The sequence below is a fragment of the Thorsellia anophelis DSM 18579 genome, from assembly GCF_900111395.1.
In the GTDB taxonomy this organism is placed as follows: Bacteria; Pseudomonadota; Gammaproteobacteria; order Enterobacterales; family Thorselliaceae; genus Thorsellia; species Thorsellia anophelis.
On sequence record NZ_FOHV01000021.1, the window covers coordinates 1 to 23,263 of the forward strand.

Consider the following 23,263-nt stretch of genomic DNA (forward strand, 5'->3'; position numbering starts at 1 on the left):
GTCTTGTAATAAATTGTCCTCTAAAAAAAAGGATTCAGTGCCAGGCTTCCCCAGTTATTGTGCTGACGCCCTGTATATGACTCCATCCTCAAACACATAATAGATTTGACTAAGTATTGGGCTTTGCGCTATTTTGCACGCTTACCCATCTACTATGCCGAAGCAGGTTCACTTTCGTTATGTGCCATATACTTCCTATGACTTCCTTCAGACCCAACCGTTGGCCAGTTACGCCCTTGTCATTCGGATTTACTTCCCCTTAGTCAGGGTGTTTCCACTTTCTTTCAAGTGGACGGGTTTGCCAGCTTTGCTGGGCAAACAAAAACATATCTAATCTAATAAATTAGATATGCCTGCTGAGCAGTAACTTTTTTTACTTAATTAACCTTTAAAATAAATATCAGAGATTTCTTTTATTGGCCCAAAGTTTTTGACTTGCCCATGTTCTAAAATCATAGCTTTATTACAAACTTTTCTAACTAAACTTTCTGAATGTGATGCTAAAACGACTATATTACTTTCATATACAAGTTCAGTTAATTTATTTTGTGCTTTTATTTTAAATTCTTTATCCCCTACAGATAGCCATTCATCCATAAGCAATATATCTATTTTAAATGCTGTTGCTATTGAAAATGCTAATCTCATTTTCATTCCTGAAGAATATGTCCTAACAGGCTGCTCTATATGATGACCTAGTTCGCTAAATTCAATAATGTCTTTGATTTTTGACTTTACAGCTTCTTTACTTCTTCCCATTAATCTAGCTCTCAGATAAATATTATCTATCCCACTCACATCTTCATGTATCCCTAATGAGATGCTGATCAATGATGAGACTTGACCAACTTTAATAAATTCGCCTTCCGAAGGTTCATAGATGCCAGCCATGACTCTCAAAAGAGTAGTTTTCCCAGCTCCATTATGACCGAGTATTGCTACTCTATCTCCTTTTGTTATATCTAAACTTATGTTTGAAAGTATATTTTTACTGTCAATTACTCCATCACTCTCCTTCTTACCCAAAAGAGCAGACTTGATCAATGATAAAAACGATTTATTCTTGTTGCTACTTAGCGGGTATTTCAGAGATACGTTTTCTAATTTTATGAGCGTTTTTTCCATTATATTTATAACCAAAGAGAAATTTTCGCTCTATACTTGGAGAAAATTATTAAGGTCAAGATCCAGCCTAATATGAGCATTGATAGTGCTAATATAAGATGAATTATTTCTATTCGCCCTATGATTAGCGGCTGTCTAACTAATTCAATTAAATGATAAAATGGGTTTAAGTTTAGCACCAATGCAGGGAGTCTGTCTTTTATCATCCCTGGAATCCAAATAATTGGTGTAATATAATACCCTAGTTGTAGCATATTAGATGTAAATTGAACTATATCACGAAATTTTGTGCTGATTACTCCTAAAAAAAGAGCCATCCATAATAAGTTAAGGCTCAATAGTATTAACCCAATTGGTAAATACACGAATATACCAATCAATGAAACAGGAGAGCCTGTGATTACTAGAATTATCGGTATTAATAAAATACTATGTGCCAAAATAATAAGTTGCCGCAACAATACTTTTAGAGCATGTCCAAAAAGTGGCAATGGAATTTGTTTAATTAGAGGAGATGCTATAATGAACCCAACGCTCCCATCATTTAACATCCCAGTTATAAATCGCCAAAAAACTAAGCCTATCGTAATTGATATTATATATGCGTTTTTATCACCTACCAATATATTACTAAACACAAATCCAACAACTGTGATTAGAATACTTAGATTAATGGTAATCCAAAACACCCCTAAAAATGTTCGTCTATACTGTTGTTTCAAACTGTAATAAGCCAAGCTATAACTGATTTTATAATTTTTCACCGAGCTATAAATATCTATAAGTGCTTTATTCAAAGCGATTACATCAAACATAGTCTTTTTTCCCACGCTACCGCCCTTAGCTAACAGCAGCTACTTAATGCAGTTTATTTTTATTTTTTCACTTTACGCCTTATTTTAAGATTGCAAAGCAAATTTTTAATTCGATATTTAATAATGATTATTCACACTAATTTAATATTTACTTTGATATTACATTCAGAATACGGTTAACCTTTCAAGCAAATAACCCTTTGTTTAAAAAATTAATTTAAATTAATTAAGCGAATTGTTTTTTACTCAATTCGTTCGTCGTTTTCTATTGCAATTTCACTTATTAATTTAGCAAGGTTAATACTATGTGATAAAAAGTTTGTCACAATAATATTTGAGGTTTATAACATCATCAACCTCGTAGAAAAAAATCGAATGCTGGATTATCAGTTTCCTCACAGTATTCATATCCGAGTAAATCTAAATAACCTTTGAATTCTGAGATTGTTTTATCTAATTCAAATGCAGCCAATACTCTTCCATAATCAGTCCCATGGCTTCGATAATGAAATAGTGTGATATTAAGGCGCGTTCCTAAAGTTGCCAAAAATTTCAATAGTGCACCTGAAGTCTCTGGAAACTCAAAACTAAATAATCGTTCATTAAGGGATTTATTCGGTCTTCCACCGACCATGTAACGAACATGCATTTTTGCCATTTCGTCATCTGAAAGATCAACTACTGTTAACCCTTTATTTTTTAGTTGTTCTAAGATTTCTAGCCTTTCCTCTAAACCACGAGACAACCTGATTCCAACAAATACACTAGCTCCATTAATTTTACTTTTTTCTGTATCTGCATAACGATAGTTAAATTCAGTGACAGATCGTCCACCTAGCAATTCACAAAACGCTAAGAAGCTTCCTTTTTCCTCGGGGATCGTGACAGCAAAAAGCGCTTCCCGTTGTTCACCAAGCTCTGCTCTTTCAGATACATATCTAAGTGTATGAAAATTCATATTAGCACCGGACAGAATGTGTGCCAAATGTTCATTTTTAATATTATGTAACTGAATATATTTTTTAAGACCTGCTAGGGATAGCGCGCCTGAAGGTTCAGATACTGCACGTACATCATCAAAGATATCTTTTACTGCAGCACAGATTTCATCGCTGTCAACCAATATGAGGTCATCTAAGTATTCTTTGCATAACCTATAGGTTTCACTTCCTATTCTTTTAACAGCGACCCCTTCTGCAAATAAGCCAACTCTTGCTAAATCTACTGGCCCACTTGCATCAAATGCGGCAGCTAAACAGGCTGCATCTTCAGCTTCTACACCTATTACTTTAATATGAGGCATCAATTGTTTGATTAAAATAGCTACACCCGCAGCAAGCCCCCCCCCACCTATTGGGACAAATATTCTATCTAAATGAGCATGTTGCTGAATCAACTCTAAACCAACAGTTCCCTGTCCTGCTATAACTGCAGGGTGATCAAATGGTGGAATAAATGACATTAATTGTTCTGTTGATAGTTTTATGGCATGTGCTTTTGCTTCATCAAAATTATCACCAAATAACAAAACTTCACCACCAAATGATTTAACCGCTTCAATTTTAATATCAGGTGTGACAACTGGCATGACAATAATTGTTTTAATACCTAATTTTTTTCCTGCAAGGGCCACTCCTTGTGCATGATTACCCGCTGAAGCAGTAATAACGCCTTTTTTGCGTTCTTCCTCACTTAGCCCAGACATCATGGCATATGCACCACGAATCTTAAAACTATGTACTGGTTGATTATCTTCACGTTTAACTAATATGTAATTGCCTAATCGTTCTGATAGTTTAGGCATTGTTTGGAGCTCAGTTTTCTTTGCTACTTCATATATAGGGGCACACAGTATGGCTCTTAAATAAGACTGAGCATCAGGTTTATCAGTTAAAGGTTGTAACTTGGCCACGCTTACTAGCCCCCAAGCTTAGATTTATCACGTACAGCACCTTTATCAGCACTTGTTGCGAGAGATGCGTAAGCTTTTAGAGCAAAAGAAACAGAACGAGTACGGTCTTTAGGTGTCCAAGCCTTATCGCCTCGTAACTCTTCTTCTGTTCTTCTCTTTGTCAGTTCTTCATCTGAAACGGCAAGATTAATCGTACGATTTGGGATATCTATTTCAATTAAATCACCATCTTGTACTAAAGCAATAGTGCCCCCACTTGCTGCTTCAGGTGAAACATGTCCAATTGATAAACCAGATGTCCCACCAGAGAACCTACCATCAGTTATCAACGCACATGCTTTACCTAGTCCCATAGATTTTATGTAGGTAGTCGGATATAGCATCTCTTGCATACCTGGTCCACCTTTAGGACCTTCGTAGCGAATAATGACAACGTCACCAGCTTTAACTTCCTGTCCTAAAATAGCTTTGACAGCATCATCCTGGCTTTCATATACTTTCGCTGGACCTTTAAACTTTAGAATTTCTTCATCGACGCCAGCAGTTTTCACAATACACCCAGCTTCAGCTAAGTTGCCTGCTAATACCGCTAAACCGCCATCTTGACTATAAGCATGCTGTTTTTCTCTTATACATCCATTTGTTCTATCATCATCAAGCGTATCGAATCGGCAATCTTGCGAAAAAGCTTCAGTTGTACGTATTCCTGCGGGCCCTGCTCTAAAGAAGGTTTTTACTTCTTCATTTTGAGTTAGTTTTATATCATATTGATTAAGCTGCTCTGCTAATGTCATACCTAATACAGTATGTACATCTGTGTGTAATAACCCAGCTCTATCTAATTCACCTAAAATACCCATCACACCACCTGCCCTATGCACATCTTCCATATGATAAAGCTGAGTACTTGGCGCAACCTTGCATAAATGAGGGACTTTACGGGACATTTTATCAATATCATCCATAGTAAAATCCACTTCTCCTTCTTGTGCAGCAGCAAGTAGATGCAAAACGGTATTAGTCGATCCCCCCATCGCAATATCTAATGCCATCGCATTCTCGAATGCAGCTTTAGTAGCTATATTGCGCGGTAGCGCTGTTTCATCATTTTTTTCATAATAGCGCTTAGTTAATTCAACAATTCTCGTGCCTGCGTTTAAAAATAATTGTTTACGATCTGCATGTGTTGCAAGCATTGAACCATTACCAGGTTGAGAAAGTCCAAGCGCCTCAGTCAAACAGTTCATTGAGTTTGCGGTAAACATACCAGAGCAAGAACCACAAGTTGGACATGCAGATCGTTCAATTGCATTACTATCTTCATCACTTACATTTGGGTTAGCGCTTTGCATCATGGCATCAACGAGATCGAGTTTAATTATCTTATCAGACAATTTTGTCTTACCCGCTTCCATTGGTCCACCCGAAACAAAAATCACAGGAATATTCAATCTCAATGCCGCCATAAGCATACCAGGCGTAATTTTATCGCAGTTTGATATACATACCATTGCATCTGCACAATGAGCATTAACCATATATTCAACTGAATCAGCAATCAACTCCCTTGAAGGAAGAGAATAAAGCATTCCCCCATGTCCCATTGCTATACCATCATCAACAGCGATTGTATTAAACTCTTTTGCAACACCGCCTGATGCCTCTATTTGCTCGGCAACAAGCTTACCAAGGTCTCTTAAATGCACATGACCAGGAACAAATTGAGTAAACGAATTAACTACAGCAATGATTGGTTTTCCAAAATCAGCATCAGTCATACCTGTTGCGCGCCATAAAGCACGGGCACCAGCCATATTTCGACCATGAGTAGTTGTAGCAGAACGATAAACAGGCATAAACAGCTCCATCAAAAAATGTTATAAAATGGAATAGAAGCTTACTTATAAAGGCTGCAATACGGAATAAAACATTCGTTATTCATATTGATAGCCTTTTGTAGATAATCGCATATGATAACTAATCCTTGCAAAAATGAATAGTCTTAATTACTGATTGGGTTCACTGATTGAGTAAAAATACCTTCGTTATGACTGAGTTTAATAATTAGCATCGCACTAAATTAATCTAGAATATGCCCATTAAATATAATTTAAACCAATAACTTTCGTACTTAAGAGGAATACAATTACTCCCCTCCTGTATAGATAGTTCAATTACACAGATAAGAAATATTTATTAACAATAAATCGAAATGAAAACTCAATTTTAAAAAAGTTCACTCAATAACAGCATTTTTTAGTAAAACTTATGTAAGCTTTTCTCACTTAGAGTCATCTTTTGCAATTAATTACGTACAAATATTACCTACTTTACTTCACTTGAAATCAAAAAAATCATTTAAAACAAACCAATAAAGCCAACCACAAAAGATTCATATAAAAATATTGATTAAATCGAAATTTGACTCTTTTTATAAAATCCACACAATAGCGACAGAACTTAAATGATTTAAGTTTGTACAGCGTGTAGGTGAATGAAATCGATTTAATATTCACCTGCGCGATTTTGCTGTAATGTTTCGTTAAAGACAGATGAATGAAGTCAAATGTTTAACACTCATGCAGCTATTAAATTCATTAAATTAAACATGGAAGAAATAGTTTATGTTAAATCGTAAAATTCTAGCAGTGGCCATCACAACAATTTTAGCAACTGGTGCGGCGAATGCAGCTGAAGTTTATAATAAAGATGGCAATAAAATTAACTTAACTGGTACAGTTGAAGCTAAATATAAATTTAGAGATAAACAAACTCCAGCTACAGAAGGGGCATCTGTAGATAAACATGAAAATGAAGACAAAACTGTAGCAAGATTAGGTTTTATGGGCGAAACCCAAATCAATAGCCAATTAACAGGATATGCTGCGTTTGAACATCAATTTGCTGTAGGTTCAGCTGAAGATGATGAAACTCGCTTAGCGTATGTTGGATTACAATATGCTAATTTTGGTTCTTTAGATTTTGGTCGTAATCATGGTGTTGTAGGTTTAATCCGTGATTTTACTGATCAAGCTGCAGTATTTGGTGGCGATGGATTTGGTGGTGATACTGATATATTTTTAACTGAGAGAGCTTCAAGTGTTGCAACTTACAGCAACAAAGATCTTTTTCAAATGGTTCCAGGCTTAGATGTTTACTTACAATACCAAGCTAAAGATGCATCTGGTGCAGTAGATGAACAACATGGCGATGGTTTTGCAATGACATCTATTTACCACCATGAGCAAACAGGGCTTGGATTTGGTGCTACATACGCAAACAGCGATAGAACAACTGCTCAAAAAACAGCAGTTGGTGCTGCTAATGTTGTAAACAATGGCAAGCATGCTGAAATGTGGGGTTTAGCAGCAAATTATGATGCAAACAACATATACTTTGGTCTTAGCTGGGCACAAAGTAATAATATGATTCCTGTACGTGGTTTAAATGGATTGGAGGAGTTTGCACCTAAAACTCGTGGTTTTGAAGCTGTTGCAAATTATACGTTTGATTTTGGTTTAACGCCTAGTATTGCTTATAATCAACTACGAGCTCGTCATTTAAACGCTTATCATAACGGTAATGCAGAAAATAATAATGCAAACTTGGTTAAATATGTAGCTATTGGTGCTAATTATGCGTTCAATAAGAATATAGATATGGCTGCTGGTTACAAAATTAACCTAGTAAAAAAAGATGCTCTTTATAGCCAAAGAGCTCAAATTGCAACGGATGATCAAGTTGAAATGAGATTGACTTATACTTTCTAATTTAAGTTAATCGATTTTAATTAGTCTTACTTGTACAAAACAGCGTCTTAAGGCGCTGTTTTTATTAGTTTGTTATTTATATATTTTCCATTACATAATCACAATTTATCTCCCACTAATTATAAACTAGAGCAAGTTGAATTATTTTGTAAAGTTTTATAAATAGTTACCTAAGTTCAGCTAAATCATGAAATATTACTCACTTAACATACTAGCAAGTATCTAATAGAGGAGTGTATATGGATATTGACCGAATTTTACCTAGCGACCGATGGTCTGAGGCTATCGTTCATAATAATGTGTTATATTTTACTGCTGTGCCAGAAATTATCACTAATAATATTGAGATTCAAATGCAAAGCCTACTTGATAGCATAGATGATATGCTAAAAAGAGTTGGTAGTGATCGCTCTCGCATATTAGATGCAACTATTTTTTTGACTGATAAAAAAGACTTATCCGGCATGAACAAAATATGGGATAAATGGGTTATTGCGGGGTCTGCGCCTGTAAGATGCACTGTTATTGCATCATTAGTTGTGCCTGAATATTTAGTTGAGATGAAAATCACGGCTGCCATTTAAATCGGCAGCCGTGATTTTCTTAAACTTTAATACTTTTTATTTTAAAAGTTTCTACTTATTCTTCATTCCAAGAACGACCATCTCTGGCAATCATAGCAACTGATGCAACAGGGCCCCATGTCCCTGCTTGATAATGCTTAGGTGGTTCATTTTCAGCCGACCATGCATCCATAATAGAGTCAACCCATTTCCAAGCCTCTTCAACTTCATCTCTTCGAACAAACAGAGCTTGTATCCCTCTCATCGTTTCTAGAAGCAATCTTTCATAAGCATCAGCAATGTGCTCTTGGTGGAATGTTTCTGAAAAACTAAGATCTAATTTTGTTGTTTGAAGTCTATGCTTATGCTCTAAGCCCGGTATTTTATTTAATATCTGAATTTCGATTCCTTCATCTGGTTGTAACCTGATAATCAGTTTATTAGGAGGAAGCTGCTGATAAGAATCACTAAATAAATTTAAGGCTGGGTTTTTAAAATAGATAACCACTTCTGAAGCTTTAACAGGTAAGCGCTTACCTGTCCTCAAATAAAAAGGCACACCAGCCCATCTCCAATTATCAATATCAACTCTAATAGAAACAAATGACTCCGTATTACTTTGCTTATTAGCACCCTCTTCTTCTAGGTACCCAGGCACTTTCTTTCCTTGTACAAACCCAGCTGTATATTGTCCTCTGACTGTATTCTCATGTACATTAGACCTATCAATACGGCGTAGTGAGCGCAGTACTTTAACTTTTTCATCACGTATTCTATCAGCACTTAAATCAGCAGGAGGTGTCATAGCAATCATAGTTAAAATTTGAAGCAAATGATTTTGGATCATATCTCGCATCTGCCCTGCCTGATCAAAATATCCCCAGCGCCCCTCTATACCCACTTCTTCTGATACAGTAATTTGCACGTGATCAATGGTTTTATTATCCCAATTATTCGCAAATAATGGATTAGCGAATCTTAGGGCTAATAGGTTAAGAACGGTTTCTTTACCTAAATAATGGTCGATTCTATAGACTTGTTTTTCAGTGAAATATTCAGCAACTTGATCATTAATTTCTTGAGATGACTTTAAATCTGTACCAAGTGGTTTTTCCATCACAACCCGTGCAGGTGATGCGTTAAGTTTAGCTTGCCCCAAGCCTTTGCAAATTGCACCAAATGTTGTTGGAGGCATAGCAAAGTAGTTAATTGTTATTCTATTTTTTTGATCAAGCATTTTACCCAATTGAACAAAATTCTTTGTATCATTGACATCTAAATTACAAAAACTGAGTCTACTTGCCAATATTTGCCAAATCGCATCATCTAAATTTTTAACAAATGTATCTAAGGCTTCTTTGACTACTTCAGTAAATTTTTCCGTATCCCAATCAGCCCTGCCAACACCAATAATTTTTGTATCAGGATGAATATGTCCTGCTTTTTCTAATTGGTATAAAGAAGGTAATAATTTGCGGCGTGAAAGATCACCTTTAGCACCAAATATTACTAGATCACAGCTTTGGGCAGTACTATTATCAGTCATTATTGTCTCCAGACAAATCACAAATCAATGTAAGAACGACCACTACTTTAAGCAATGGCGTTGAATATTTAATTACGTATATTTATACCTTAATTCGCTTATTTTAACAAATACTCGTAGAGAATTTCCTTGAATTATTTTCCAGGGTAAAATTGAATTGTGCACTATTTACAATCGAAATCAAGTATGTGGGGTTAGAACTGCTTTAACATGACGGAATGGTAATCACAACAGCACCTGCGCTATGATTTAGTTGAAATGTAAGTTATTCCAAATATAAGTACAAATATCTCTATAAAAAATCCATATCCTAGATTGTATTTTTCTTCACCATAGGTATAAATCTCATTTATTAGTATTACTGATATTCGAATTACTTAAATTGTATGTAGTTTTATCATTTTCATCATTCAATCCAACTTAATTATTCAACTTAGCATTAATGCAGCTACATCTACTAAAAATAATCTGCTATACTGACGCAGTAGAACCTGCATCTCAAATGCGCTTAATATTAAAAGATATGTAGATAAACGTCTTATCTAAAGGCTTTAGTATGTTGATAATCGTATAATCATTTATACTAAGTGTAGTACTGCGTAACTTAACCCAAATACATGAAAATAGATAAACTAAAATCTAGCGAAGACTTCGCTCAATTTAGCACTGAACGTAAATGCTCAAGCAAACAGCAGCATTGGTTACGCGCATCCCCTTATCTATTTCTCAGTTGGTTTGCAGCTGGAGTAACTTTACCTCTAATCGTGACGCTACTAGCCGCTACTCAGTTCAACACAGCGATAATAACTGTTACAGCTAAGCAAACTGCTCTCTTTTCTCTAAATGACATTATTCAGACTCAAAAGCTAAGCCAATCTAAACTTTATTTAAATGGCTGGAGTGCATTATCAAACAACACTCGAATATTTAAACTTTCAGCAACAAGATCGTTGCATAAAACCTACATTAATGAAACTAAGCATCTTTCTGAATTAATGTCTATAACTTTAAACACACACTCTACCTCTTGCACGAATACTGCTTTCTATAGCAGTTCAGTTTTTTCAGCGCATCCGCACTTAGATTTATTTTCCATTTTAACTTGGATAGCTATTGCCCTTCATATTAGAGCTGAACCTATTTGTTAAAGTTCATTCTTTAACTACACATTAAGCTCACAATTAGCTCAAACTATGCAAAAAAATATGTTAACTAATGTTTTCAGACTATTTTCCATTAAACAAGTAGGTATATATGATAGGTACAGTACTAACAAAAATCTTTGGCAGTAAAAATGACCGTTTAGTTCGTAAAATGCGAAAAACAGTGCAATTAATCAACCAGCTTGAGCCTGATTACCAAGCTTTGAGTGATGAAGAATTAAAAGCGAAAACTGCTGAATTCCGTGAAAGATTAGCTGCCGGTAAATCCTTAGATAACTTATTAATCGAAGCTTTTGCCGTTGTAAGAGAAGCGAGTAAACGAGTATTTGGTATGCGCCATTTTGATGTGCAAATGCTAGGTGGGATGGTATTAAATACTCGAGCAATTGCAGAAATGAGAACAGGTGAAGGTAAAACTCTTACTGCAACTTTACCAGCCTATTTAAATGCACTCACTGGACGCGGTATTCATATTGTCACAGTGAATGACTATCTTGCAAAACGAGATGCTGAAAATAATCGCCCATTATTTGAATTTCTTGGCTTAACAGTAGGTGTTAATCTCCCAGGAATGCCGCCTGCATTAAAACGAGCAGCTTATGCTTGCGATATCACTTATGGTACTAATAACGAATTTGGTTTTGACTATCTTAGAGATAACATGGTTTATAGTAAGTCAGAGCGTGTTCAACGTGAACTTTATTATGCCTTAGTAGATGAAGTAGACTCCATTTTAATTGATGAAGCAAGAACTCCATTAATTATTTCAGGTCCAGCTCAAGATAGCTCTGAAATGTATATTAAAATTAACAAGCTTATTCCAGCACTCGTACGTCAAGATAAAGAAGACAGCGAAGAATACGTCGGAGAGGGAGACTTTTCGGTAGATGAAAAATCTAAGCAAGTTAATTTTACTGAAAGAGGGTTGATTAAAATCGAGGAATTGCTAGAACAAGAAGGTATGCTTGCAGAAGGGGAATCTCTTTATGCGCCAGGCAATTTAATTCTGATGCATCACGTTTTAGCTGGACTTCGCGCTCATGTGCTTTTTGCTAAAGACGTTGATTATATTGTTAAGGATGGACAAGTCATTATTGTTGATGAACATACTGGACGTACTATGGAAGGTAGACGTTGGTCTGAAGGTTTACACCAAGCGGTAGAAGCCAAAGAGAATGTTAAAATCCAAAATGAAAATCAGACTCTTGCTTCAATTACTTTCCAAAATTACTTTAGACTGTATGAAAAATTAGCTGGTATGACAGGAACAGCAGATACTGAAGCCTTTGAATTTAGATCAATTTATGGACTTGATACGGTTGTTATACCGACAAACCGCCCAATGGTCAGAATCGATCACACTGATTCAATCTTTATGACTGAAGCAGAAAAAATTCTTGCTATTATTAAAGATATTCAAACCCGCACTGCAAATGGCCAACCTGTTCTAGTAGGAACGGCGTCTATTGAAAAATCTGAACTCATTTCAAGAGAATTGCAAAAAGTTAAAATCCCTCACAGTGTTCTGAACGCAAAATTCCATGCTCAGGAAGCAGAAATTATCGCTGAAGCAGGTAAAGCAGGAACGGTAACGATTGCCACAAACATGGCTGGACGTGGAACAGATATTGTTTTAGGGGGAAGCCTGCAAGTAGAACTATCTAAATTCCCTGAGGCAACTGAAGAAGAAATTGAGAAAATGAAAGCTGATTGGCAAATCCGCCATGATGCCGTTCTTGAGGCTGGTGGATTGCATATTATAGGAACCGAACGACATGAATCTCGTCGTATCGATAACCAGCTTAGAGGTCGTGCAGGTAGACAAGGTGATAAAGGATCCTCTCATTTTTATCTTTCCATGGAAGATAATTTGATGCGTATTTTTGCATCGGATAGAATGGTTGGCTTTATGAAAAAATTGGGAATGGAATATGGTGAATCAATAGAACATTCTTTAATTACTAAATCTATCGCTAATGCACAGCGTAAAGTCGAAAGCCGCAACTTTGATATCCGCAAACAGTTATTAGAATTTGATGATGTTGCCAATGATCAACGTCGAGCTATTTATACTCAACGTAATGATCTTCTTGACCTTGAAGATGTCAGTGAAACAATCACTCACATAAGAGAAGATGTATTTAGAACTATCGTCGAATACTTTATCCCACCTCAATCACTTGATGAATTATGGGATATTCCTGGGCTTGAAGCTAAACTCTCTACTGACTTTGCGCTTGATTTACCCATTGCAAAGTGGCTTAGTGAGGAAAAAACATTAGATGAAGATGGTTTACGCGAAAGAATACTGGCTCATGCAATAGCTGCTTATCAAGAAAAAGAAGATATCGTTGGCTCTGATGCATTAAGGCAATATGAAAGAAGCATTATGCTAAGCACACTTGATAATTTGTGGCGCGAGCATCTAGCAGCCATGGATCATTTACGCCAAGGTATCCATTTACGCGGCTATGCGCAAAAAGATCCTAAACAAGAATATAAACGTGAATCATTCTCAATGTTCTCATCAATGTTGGAAGCTCTCAAGTTTGATGTTATCTCCACTCTGTCTAAAGTAAAGGTCAATAGACCGGAAGAAGTTGAGGCTGCGGAAGCACTTCAACGTGAAGCCGCAGAAGCATTAGCTAAACAACAACAAGCTACACACGAAGCAGCCACGGAAGAGGCAAACATTGATGCTCAAAAAAGTGGTAAGCCTATGATAGTTGGTGCAGAAGGTAAAATTGGACGTAATGACCCTTGTCCTTGTGGTTCAGGTAAAAAATATAAACAATGTCATGGGAGTTTATAGTGTTTAATTACCTCAAAATATTAGACATCGTTGTTAGATAAAACATTAAAAGAGAATACAGCTTAAATTTATTTAAGCTGTATTCTTATATAGAATAACCTGCTAATCATAAATCAATTATTTAATATTTCCAAAAAGTCAGCTATAACCATAAAAACTAAGATAAATAGCAACTTCCCCTTAAAAAGAACCATCTGTTAAAAACTCAATACCACACTCTCTAGAAATTGCATTAAGATGCTCAGAACGACTAACTGGATAGCTTATATGTTTACTAGGTTCTTGTATTCTAATTTTCATACTATCAATTTTTTCTAAAAGGCCTAATAGGCTATTTTTCTGTTTTAAATCGAATTTATAACAGACATAATCATCTAAAACCTCTGTTGCGCCAATTACATTCGAAAAAATACAAGGAGTTCCACTTAATACAGATTCAGGCCCGACTAATCCAAAAGGCTCGTACTCTGATGCTAATATTGTGAAATCAGCGGCTTGATATAATGACTGGATATCATTTGTAAATGATTTAAAGGTAATATTTTTCAAATTTATTCGCTTGTCCTCTTTTCCTAAAACAACTAATCGTATGTTAGTATCTGTAGGTAATTGTTTCATCTGTTCAACAATATAAGGTAAACCTTTCCGATTATGTCCTGAAGAAGGAAAAAGCATAACAATTTCATTCTCCTCCCATTGATTAGCTCTTCTAATTTCATTTCTCTTTTGTGCTGAAATCACCTTAAATATTTTATGATTAACAGGTGGATAAATAACCCTGATCTTCTCGGACAAAATTCCGTAATAATTGACTAATTCTTTCTTCGTCTGCAATGAATGGGCAATTATAAATTTAGCATTTGAATAAAGCTGTTTTTCTAATGTAATTTCTCTAGCATCCCAGAATTTTTGATTTTTACCAAATATCTTTAGATAACCTATATGTGTTCCACCACAAATGGCAATATCCGAGCTAGCATTTCTATTACAGCCTAACATTAAGCCTATACCCATTTTTCTCTTCAAACGTTTTAATTTAAAAGAAAAAATATGTATCGCTAATTTACACCATAATTTAGATACTGGAATAATGACAGGGATAAACTCACAACTCTCAGCAAGTTGCGAATCAAATTGGCGAGTAAAAACATACGGTTTAACACCTTCAAAATTTAAGGCAGCAATCAAATCTAGACTATAGCGTTCCATCCCACCAGAGAGGGTTAATTTAGTAACTGTAATGCCTATTTTCATTTTACATCCATTTAAAAGAATTCAGCAAGATCAAAATATACCTTTAAGATTAATTAACTAAATATTTAGTTAATTTAAATATTTACGCATAACTTCCCCGTTTACTGTAAAAAATTATGCAAGACTCCAATTTAAATCTGATGAATAACTTGGCTTACGAGTTTCATAAATGTTTCTCTTACCTTGGCGGCTGTTTCTAATACTTCACTATGGCTTAATGGTTCATCTAAAATACCACACGCCATATTAGTAAGACATGAAATACCTACAGTTTTTATTCCGCTGTGATTAGCAATAATCGCTTCAGGGACAGTTGACATACCAACCGCATCTGCCCCTAAAGTTCTTATCATTCTAATTTCAGCAGGTGTTTCATAAGTAGGTCCACTCCACCATGCATAAACACCTTCTCTTAAAGTGATATTATTCTGCTTTGCTACGTCAAGCACAGTTTGCCTCATGCTTTTATTATAAACTTCACTTAAATCTAAAAATCTTACTCCAAGCGTATCGTCATTTGGTCCGATAAGAGGATTCGCACCCGTTAAATTAATGTGATCTGTAATAAGCATTAAGTCGCCTGGATTAAATTCGGTATTAACCGCACCACACGCATTCGTAATAATTAATTTTTGTACACCAAGGGCTTTCATCACTCGAACAGGAAAGGTTACTTGATCTAAACTATACCCTTCGTAATAATGGAATCTTCCTTTCATCGCGATGACATGTTTATCACCTAATTTCCCAATCACTAATTCATTACCATGCCCTAATGCTTCTGATTTAGCAAAATGCGGAATTTGTCCATAAGGAATAGTCACTGCTTGTTCTAATTCGTCGGCAAAAGCACCTAAACCTGACCCTAAAATGATACCTATTGTTGGCTTACCTGCAAGTTTAGATTCGATAAACGATTTTGCTTCATTGATGTGTGAAATTTGATGCATAATTAGTTAGCTCCTTTAATTTAAAAACGTTACCTTTAGTATACCTCTTTTTTTAACTTTTCACTATTTTGAGAAATCATTGTTAATGGACTTTTATTAGATTCTTTTGAAACACCACTTCTAATAGGCCTGAGTTGGTGAGATTTAGGGTACTTTAAATTCCCCTCTAAACCCAATCACTTTTCAATTTAGGATACTTGTTGTCTAGACAAATAAAAACTCAACCATTAAGACATAACTTAGATGAGCCGTGCACTCTTTGTATATCTAACTTTACTGACTTAGATGCTAGTTTATCCCCTGAACTATAAAAAACGTTTAACCTCAGTAATATCGAATAAAATAGGATCCCTCCTCTCCTTAAAACAAATAAATTTAGTGTGGCCTGATTCACAGAGGCGAAAATCTATGCTAAGTTAGCTCGGCAACATGGAGGTTATAACGCGGTGCTCAGAGCCAAAGATAAGTACTTTAACCACTTATCTATTACCTAAATTTTATAAGTAGGTCAGATGAAAAATACACCTCCAATTGTGCATGTATTGCTAATTTCTTCTCTAGTGTTAACAATTGCACGCGGTGTAACCCTCCCATTTGTGACTATTTATCTAATAGAACATTTTCTACTCTCTCAACAAGCTGTTGGCTTTGTCATGGGCATAGGCCTTGCAATAGCTATTGTTGCTAGTTTTTTTGGTGGATACTTAGTTGATAAATTAAATAAAAAAATATTAGCGGCGGTTACTGTTAGCTTTTTTTCAATAAGTTTTATCCTATTCCCTTTCGGGGATCATCCCGTTATTGTCATTTTATTGATTGCTTTGCTCAATACCGCATATAACGTGTGGAGTATCAATCAAAAAGCCTTTTTTGCCGAATGGTTACCTGTAGATAAACGTATTCGTGTCTTTTCAGCAAACTACACCATTATCAATATCGGCTGGGCGATCGGTTCTGCTTTAGGGGTTTGGGTTGTTGCATTACATCCTTTATTTCCATTCTACTTATCTGCTCTCCTTGCTGTTGCTGTGCTAATATTACTCTTTGCGAGAATGTATCGATATGGACATGGTCCAAATTCAGATACAAACACTAGCTTTCACTTAAATTTCATCTCAACACTCAGTCTCTTAAAATCAGACAAAAGACTGATTTATTTCACATTAGGAAGCACCATGGGAGCAGTTGTTTTTGGGCAATTTACAGGCTACTTATCACAATACTTAATCACCATCACAAACCAAAATTTTGCTTATCAAGCAATAGGCGTCATGATGATAACTAATGCGCTTTTAGTTATCATATTACAGTACTCATTAAGCAAATTTTTTAAAGCTAATAACCTTATGAGATGGTTGATTGTAGGTTCACTCTTTTTCGTCCTTGGATTGGTAGGGTTTATACTAGCAGGTGATACTTTAGTCTTTTGGGCAATTGCTATGGCAATATTCACATTAGGAGAAATCATCGTCATCCCCGTTGAATATCTATTTATTGATTTTATTGCGCCTGCTCACTTAAAAGGTACATACTACGGTGTTCAAAATTTGAGTCAGCTTGGTGGCGCTTTTAATCCTATCATGGCTGGATTTTTATTAACCTACCTCTTTCCAAGCAGTCTGTTTATTGTCTTAATTAGCACAGCTTTTATAGGGTTATTTTTCTTTTATTTAGGGTATCGTCTAGCGCACGAACAAAATCTAGCCGCACAAATAGAAGAAAAAGAAGTACTAACATGATAATCTTCTGAAAAAATAAGTAATACAACTGAAGATTGATTTAATGTTCTAACTTAGACACAATAGGATCATTTTCCAAGAGAATGGTGATTTGATCTCATCCAAAGGTGTATTGTGTGTCTCATTTTAAACTTATCGATTCTATTGAAATCAGCTCAATTATTGAAAAATCTAAATTCATTGCCTATCTTTCTCCCATTGAATCGGAGCAAGCGGCAAAAGAAATCATTTATTCAGTAAAAAACCAGCATCCTAAAGCAAACCACCACTGCTATGCTTATTTATTGACACAGGGCAACCAGTTGCCAATTATGAATCAATCTGATGATGGAGAACCATCTAAAACAGCTGGGTTTCCAATGTTGGAGCAGTTAAAATCAGCCAATCTAATTGATGTAATTGCAGTAGTGACTCGTTATTTTGGTGGAACATTACTTGGTACAGGAGGGTTAATTAGAGCTTATTCTGGCGCTGTAAAATTGGCTATTTCTGAAGCTAAGTATACCCAGACAACTTTGATGTATGGGTATTTATTATCTACTGATTATAGTAATGCAAGACAAATTGAATATTTATTAAATCAAAGCCAGACTGTGATTAAAGAAATTACCTATGTCGATAAGGTTACATTTAGTTTTTACACAAATGACAACTCGCTTATTTTACGATTAAAACAACTTGATGAAAACAATATTACCATCATTCAAACTCCTGAACGATGGGTATGATATTTACTATCGGAGTGAAATATGAATATTGCTATTATTGGTGCAGGGTTAGCTGGGCTTGTCGTTGCGAGTCAATTAAATCAAATCGCTAATGTGACGCTCTTTGAGAAATCAAGAGGTGTTGGTGGTAGGCTCGCAACCCGTCGCCATGATTCTTTTGTTTTTGATCATGGTGCTCAATACTTTACAGCAAGAAGTCATGAATTCAATACTTGGCTAAAGCCTCTTATTCAAGCAGATATAGTGCAATCTTGGCAAGCTAGGTATGCTTCTTTTGAAGGCATTCACAAAATGGGCTCCTCATGGCCAAGCAATGAACCTAGATGGGTCGGAGCAAATAACATGAACTCCATTGCAAAGCATATTGCTTCTGATTTAAATATTATGACTAATACCCGTATCATTAAATTGGAAAGAACAAAACTTTGGATTTTGACCGATGAAACAGGCCAGGAATATGATAATTTTGACTGGGTAATACTGAATTCACCCTCCCCACAAGCTTTAGAACTCTTACCAAATGATGCGATTTTTTTAAATACATTAAGACAAATAGACATGACACCTTGTTTTGCCTTAATGTTAGGATTTCATGAACCATTAACTCTTTCATTTGATTGTGCTCACATTACTCAGTCTGACTTAAGCTGGATTGCTTTTAATCATACTAAACCGAATAGACCTGATCTCACATCACTAGTCGTACATTCATCTGTAGATTATGCACTGAAACATTGGGAGCAAGACAAAGAAGTAACAACTCAAGATTTAATTCATAAAGCTCAAGAACTACTTGGATTTAATATAGATAATATTATGTGTACCATGCTTCATGGTTGGAAATTTGCTAATACAATTGATAGGAAGCAAGATGTTCTTCTTGTCGATCCGAGATTAAAAATCGCTGCTTGCGGTGATTATTGTATGGGTGGTAGAGTTGAAGGTGCATTTTTATCAGCTATGAAAACAGCTAATTATATTAAAAAGTTGATAGCAACTTAATTTTCTCATTCTAACATCAATAAGATACTTTAACTATACACATGCACTATCATTGAAATTTCGAGGTTAACATGGCATTTTCTCCTAAACGTATTGTAATTATTGGTAGTAATGGTGCTATTGGGAAAGCATTTGTTAGCTATTTTGCCAAATATATGCCAAGTATTACGCTCTATGCACTAGCAAGAAAATTACCTACTGCCCCTATAGAAGGTGTGCAATACCATGCATTAGATTATCTTGATGAACAGCAAATTAAATCAGTAGCCGAATCAATTCATCTATTAGGCTCAATTGATCTAGTAATCGTTGCAACAGGTATGCTGCATGATGGGAAAACCAAACCAGAAAAATCACTCAATGAAATTACATCAAGCAATTTAGTAAAATTATTTGAAGTAAACACAATTATTCCAACTTTGATGGCTAAATATTTTGTGCCTAAGCTTTCTAGGGAAAACAAATCCGTGTTTGCAGTATTAAGTGCTAGAGTAGGCAGCATTGTAGATAATAGAAAAGGAGGTTGGTATGCCTATCGAGCCTCAAAATCCGCATTAAATATGATAATCAAATGTACTGCGATTGAATCAAATCGCACCCACAAGCACTCTATTGTTATAGGATTACACCCAGGCACAGTAACTTCAGAACTATCTGAGCCTTTTGTCAAAAACATAAACCAAGCTAATTTATTTAGTCCAGAAGAGTCTGTTTATAAACTTATCTCAGTTATAGAAAATCTAGAAAGTCTTGATACTGGTAAGTGTTTTGCTTGGGATGGGCAAGAAATATTGCCTTAATGACAGAAGGTTGCCCATACCTGAGAATAAATTGCAGAGTTGTATATTTTAAAGGAAATATCTATTAAAAGGATATAAAAGCCTCTTTATATAATGTTAAAGAGGCTTGGTAAAAATATTACAAGATTGTCTTTATGATTCGAGGCCGATATTTTGTTCAGTTTCAAAATCAAAAATATGGGCTTTTTGAAGATCAAACCCAAAATCACATTCAGAACCAAATTCTAAGGATTCAGCCGCTTCAACTTGTATTCTGGCGGTATATTGCTCTTTACCAATCGCGAAATAGACAAATTCCTCATTCCCCATTTGCTCAACAGCTTTAACAACACCTCTTAATGTATTTTCAGGTGTACAGGTCATTGAATTTTTATTACCTATACTTTCAGGTCGTAGCCCTAACCATACTTTTTTACCAACATGCTGCCTCACTATATTCGCTCTTTCCTCTGGAAGAGCCAGCCATTTATTGTGAAGTATGACTCCAATTCGATTATCTTGCTCTGTTAATGTCGCCTCTAATAAATTCATAGCAGGTGAGCCTATGAAACCTGCAACAAACTTATTTGCGGGTTTATTATAGAGGTTTAAGGGGGTATCGACTTGCATGATACGACCTGCGTTTAAAACGCAAATCCTATCACCCATTGTCATCGCTTCAACTTGATCATGGGTTACATAAATCATCGTTGCATTTTGCCCCTCTTGCTTAAGTTCTTTATGCAATTGAGTAATTCTAAGTCGCATTGAAACTCTCAATTTAGCATCTAAGTTTGACAAGGGCTCATCAAATAAAAACACAGCAGGTTTTCTAACAATTGCACGCCCTACGGCAACTCGCTGTCTTTGTCCACCAGACATATCTTTAGGACGCCTATCTAATAGATTGGTAATTTCAAGTTTTTCGGCTGCTTCTCTAACCCTAGCTGCAATACTTACTTTATCCATTTTTGCTAAAGTTAAGCCAAATGCCATATTTTCAAATACTGTCATGTGTGGATATAGTGCGTAGTTTTGGAAAACCATCGCAATCCCTCTGTCTTTAGGCGCTAAACGGTTAACAACTTTACCATCAATCAGTACTTCTCCACCTGTAATATCTTCTAGTCCAGCAATCATTCTAAGCGTTGTGGACTTAGCACATCCTGATGGCCCAACGAAAACCATAAACTCACCATCTTGAATGGTTAAGTTAATGCCATGGACAACAGTTTCTCCCTCTGTATAAGTTTTTACTAAATTTTTTAATACTACTTCAGCCATAATATTTTCCTCAATTTTGATAAATCGCAGTGTGCTTATGCTTGTCTTGTAATGTCAATCTAGCCTTTCGTTGCACCACCCATTCTGAAACCATCAGATAGGTATTTCTGAGCAATAAAATAAAGGATGATTGAAGGGGCTGTATAGAGCAATGAAAATGCCGCTAGTTGCCCATACTCTACCATGCCGTAATTACCAAAAAATTGGTAAATAGTCACAGCGATTGGAAATTTTTCTGAAGAGTTCAAGAAGATAAACGGAGTGAAAAAGTTTCCCCAAGTCCCTGCAAAATTAAAAATGAAGATAGTAAATATACCAGGTAACATGACTGGGAATAAAATACGCCTAATCCCTTGAAGCCTTGTTGCCCCATCAACCCAAGCTGACTCTTCTAGCTCAACAGGAACGGCATCAATGAAATTTTTCATTAACCAAACCCCATAAGGAATCCCCCCTGCTATCATTAAAACAATCGTAAAAAATATCGAGTCGATGATCCTGAGATAGAAAAACATCTGATATAAAGGTATGGTTACCGCCATCGCTGGCAATCCACTAATTAGTAATAAACTATAAAGGATTTTACGCTTATTTTTAAGCTGATACCGCGACAGAGGGTAAGCCGCTAAAATGGCTATCACAACAATGCCAATCCCGGTTGCAAATGCCATTACTAAACCAATTAAAATTGACCGATAATTATCACGCTTACCAAGTACAGCCTCGAAATTATCGAGGGTTAAATTAGGCATTTTTAATATAGTCGAAGCATTTTTATCAAATGCAGTTAAAGCCATCCATAAGAAAGGTAATAAAAACGTAATCGCAATGAGAATCAAAATAATCGACGGTATAATTTTTTGACGATTATGATAGATATAATTCCCTAATTTACTCACAGGTGAACTCATGTGGCCTCCTAAATATCGCTTCGCATTGAACGAATATACAATAAGCTAATCGCAATACCGAGCAAAAGCATGAACAGTGAAATGGCTACACCATAACCAACTTGGTAGCTGACAAAGGCTTGTTTATAGATAAAAATTGAAAGCGTTTCCGTTTTACCACCAGGTCCACCGCCTGTTAATGCAAATATCAAACCAAATACACCTATCGTTTGTAATGTCACTAAAATCATGTTTGTAGTTGCAGTATTTTTGATAATTGGAAGGATGATTTTATAAATGATCTGCCATTTAGATGCGCCATCTATCCTAGCGGCCTCTTCGACTGAATCCGGTAAATCTGCCAATGCAGCTTCATATATCATCATGGAAAAAGCTGTTCCGCGCCATATATTCGCAATGATGATACTAACCATAGGGAAGGTAAATAGCCATTCAATTGGCCTGATACCAATCCAAGATAAAATATAGTTCAGTGTCCCTTCTTCAGCAAAGAAAGCAAATAGGTTAAATGACGCAACTAATTCTGGCGTAACCCAGCCTGCTAAAACACAAATACCGATAAAACGACGAAAATTCTTACCTTTACCTCTCATGAGATATGCCAAGGTAAAGCCAAGTACTTGCTGACCTACAATTGCTGAACAGAATGTAAAAATAAGCGTGTTTAGTATAGAACGCCCTAGATCCGGATCTTCAAACATGGTTGTAAAGTTTTCAAATCCAATAAAATTAAGCGCTCTTGAATTCACTCCTGTCATGGTGTAGTTTGTCATCGAAAACATCAATGCAATTGCAACAGGAATAAGCGTAAATATCGTAAGCAATATAATAGCTGGTGAAAAAAACATCAGCGCACTTTTTGCTTGTGGGGTCAACTGGAATGACTTTGTTTTACTCTGAGCCATCATAA

18 protein-coding genes are annotated in these 23,263 nt (G+C 35.7%); 8 read left to right on the forward strand and 10 right to left on the reverse strand.

The genetic code is table 11. The annotated features are described in order from the left end of the window. Nucleotides 1–381: 381 nt before the first annotated feature. The 4 genes from BMW37_RS10820 to ilvD all read right to left on the reverse strand — a co-directional run bounded on the left by BMW37_RS10820 (nucleotide 382) and on the right by ilvD (nucleotide 5,708). A complete protein-coding gene (locus tag BMW37_RS10820; protein WP_093320884.1) occupies nucleotides 382–1,125 on the reverse strand; it encodes an ABC transporter ATP-binding protein in 744 nt (247 codons plus the stop codon). Between the two features lie 5 nt (nucleotides 1,126–1,130). Next, nucleotides 1,131–1,955 (reverse strand): ABC transporter permease, encoded by an 825-nt coding sequence (locus BMW37_RS10825; RefSeq protein ID WP_143047638.1) that lies wholly within the window; start codon nucleotides 1,953–1,955, stop codon nucleotides 1,131–1,133. 337 nt (nucleotides 1,956–2,292) lie between these two features. Beyond that, nucleotides 2,293–3,852, reverse strand: a complete 1,560-nt coding sequence (ilvA, locus tag BMW37_RS10830; RefSeq protein WP_093320889.1) for a threonine ammonia-lyase, biosynthetic — start codon at nucleotides 3,850–3,852, stop codon at nucleotides 2,293–2,295. 5 nt (nucleotides 3,853–3,857) lie between these two features. Next, the gene (gene ilvD, locus BMW37_RS10835) at nucleotides 3,858–5,708 is read right to left on the reverse strand and encodes a dihydroxy-acid dehydratase (protein WP_093320892.1); all 1,851 of its coding nucleotides are present in this window, start codon (nucleotides 5,706–5,708) and stop codon (nucleotides 3,858–3,860) included. Nucleotides 5,709–6,476: 768 nt separating this feature from the next. Between ilvD and BMW37_RS10840 the strand changes: the two genes are divergently transcribed. Further along, a complete protein-coding gene (locus BMW37_RS10840; RefSeq protein ID WP_093320896.1) occupies nucleotides 6,477–7,622 on the forward strand; it encodes a porin in 1,146 nt (381 codons plus the stop codon). A gap of 239 nt (nucleotides 7,623–7,861) precedes the next feature. After that, on the forward strand, nucleotides 7,862–8,206 hold the full coding sequence (locus BMW37_RS10845; protein ID WP_093320899.1) for a RidA family protein: 345 nt from the start codon (nucleotides 7,862–7,864) through the stop codon (nucleotides 8,204–8,206). 55 nt (nucleotides 8,207–8,261) lie between these two features. Here BMW37_RS10845 and zwf read toward each other — a convergent pair whose 3' ends face one another. Further along, nucleotides 8,262–9,731, reverse strand: coding sequence for a glucose-6-phosphate dehydrogenase (gene zwf, locus BMW37_RS10850; protein ID WP_093320901.1), 1,470 nt, complete (start codon nucleotides 9,729–9,731; stop codon nucleotides 8,262–8,264). A 617-nt stretch (nucleotides 9,732–10,348) separates the two neighbouring features. Here zwf and BMW37_RS10855 point away from each other — a divergent pair. Both BMW37_RS10855 and secA read left to right on the forward strand, forming a co-directional pair. Next, on the forward strand, nucleotides 10,349–10,879 hold the full coding sequence (locus BMW37_RS10855) for a hypothetical protein (protein ID WP_093320904.1): 531 nt from the start codon (nucleotides 10,349–10,351) through the stop codon (nucleotides 10,877–10,879). A 106-nt stretch (nucleotides 10,880–10,985) separates the two neighbouring features. Continuing rightward, nucleotides 10,986–13,706 (forward strand): preprotein translocase subunit SecA, encoded by a 2,721-nt coding sequence (gene secA, locus BMW37_RS10860; RefSeq protein ID WP_093320906.1) that lies wholly within the window; start codon nucleotides 10,986–10,988, stop codon nucleotides 13,704–13,706. Nucleotides 13,707–13,886: 180 nt separating this feature from the next. On the opposite strand, the gene BMW37_RS10865 is transcribed toward secA, so the two are convergent. Beyond that, nucleotides 13,887–14,960: a glycosyltransferase family 4 protein gene (locus BMW37_RS10865; protein ID WP_093320910.1), complete on the reverse strand. Its 1,074-nt coding sequence runs from the start codon at nucleotides 14,958–14,960 to the stop codon at nucleotides 13,887–13,889. Between the two features lie 131 nt (nucleotides 14,961–15,091). After that, nucleotides 15,092–15,910 carry a purine-nucleoside phosphorylase gene (locus tag BMW37_RS10870; protein ID WP_093320912.1) on the reverse strand — a complete coding sequence of 273 codons (819 nt, stop codon included), beginning with the start codon at nucleotides 15,908–15,910 and terminating at the stop codon, nucleotides 15,092–15,094. 512 nt (nucleotides 15,911–16,422) lie between these two features. On the opposite strand from BMW37_RS10870, the gene BMW37_RS10875 reads away from it, so the two are divergent. From BMW37_RS10875 to BMW37_RS10890, 4 genes are all read left to right on the forward strand, one after another. Continuing rightward, entirely contained in the window at nucleotides 16,423–17,649 is a 1,227-nt protein-coding gene (locus tag BMW37_RS10875) for an MFS transporter (RefSeq protein ID WP_093320915.1), read from the forward strand. Between the two features lie 116 nt (nucleotides 17,650–17,765). Then, nucleotides 17,766–18,377, forward strand: coding sequence for a YigZ family protein (locus BMW37_RS10880; RefSeq protein WP_177168651.1), 612 nt, complete (start codon nucleotides 17,766–17,768; stop codon nucleotides 18,375–18,377). Nucleotides 18,378–18,398: 21 nt separating this feature from the next. After that, entirely contained in the window at nucleotides 18,399–19,379 is a 981-nt protein-coding gene (locus BMW37_RS10885) for an NAD(P)/FAD-dependent oxidoreductase (protein WP_093320921.1), read from the forward strand. A gap of 71 nt (nucleotides 19,380–19,450) precedes the next feature. Continuing rightward, nucleotides 19,451–20,179 carry an SDR family NAD(P)-dependent oxidoreductase gene (locus BMW37_RS10890; protein ID WP_093320925.1) on the forward strand — a complete coding sequence of 243 codons (729 nt, stop codon included), beginning with the start codon at nucleotides 19,451–19,453 and terminating at the stop codon, nucleotides 20,177–20,179. A 132-nt stretch (nucleotides 20,180–20,311) separates the two neighbouring features. Here the strand turns inward: BMW37_RS10890 and BMW37_RS10895 are convergent, their stop codons facing one another. From BMW37_RS10895 to BMW37_RS10905, 3 genes are read right to left on the reverse strand one after another with little or no spacing between them, the layout of a single operon-like run. Then, nucleotides 20,312–21,442: an ABC transporter ATP-binding protein gene (locus tag BMW37_RS10895; RefSeq protein WP_093320928.1), complete on the reverse strand. Its 1,131-nt coding sequence runs from the start codon at nucleotides 21,440–21,442 to the stop codon at nucleotides 20,312–20,314. A gap of 59 nt (nucleotides 21,443–21,501) precedes the next feature. Further along, entirely contained in the window at nucleotides 21,502–22,353 is an 852-nt protein-coding gene (locus tag BMW37_RS10900; protein WP_093320931.1) for a carbohydrate ABC transporter permease, read from the reverse strand. A gap of 8 nt (nucleotides 22,354–22,361) precedes the next feature. Then, complete coding sequence (locus tag BMW37_RS10905) at nucleotides 22,362–23,261, reverse strand: carbohydrate ABC transporter permease (protein ID WP_218139527.1); 900 nt, start codon at nucleotides 23,259–23,261, stop codon at nucleotides 22,362–22,364. Nucleotides 23,262–23,263 lie beyond the last annotated feature (2 nt).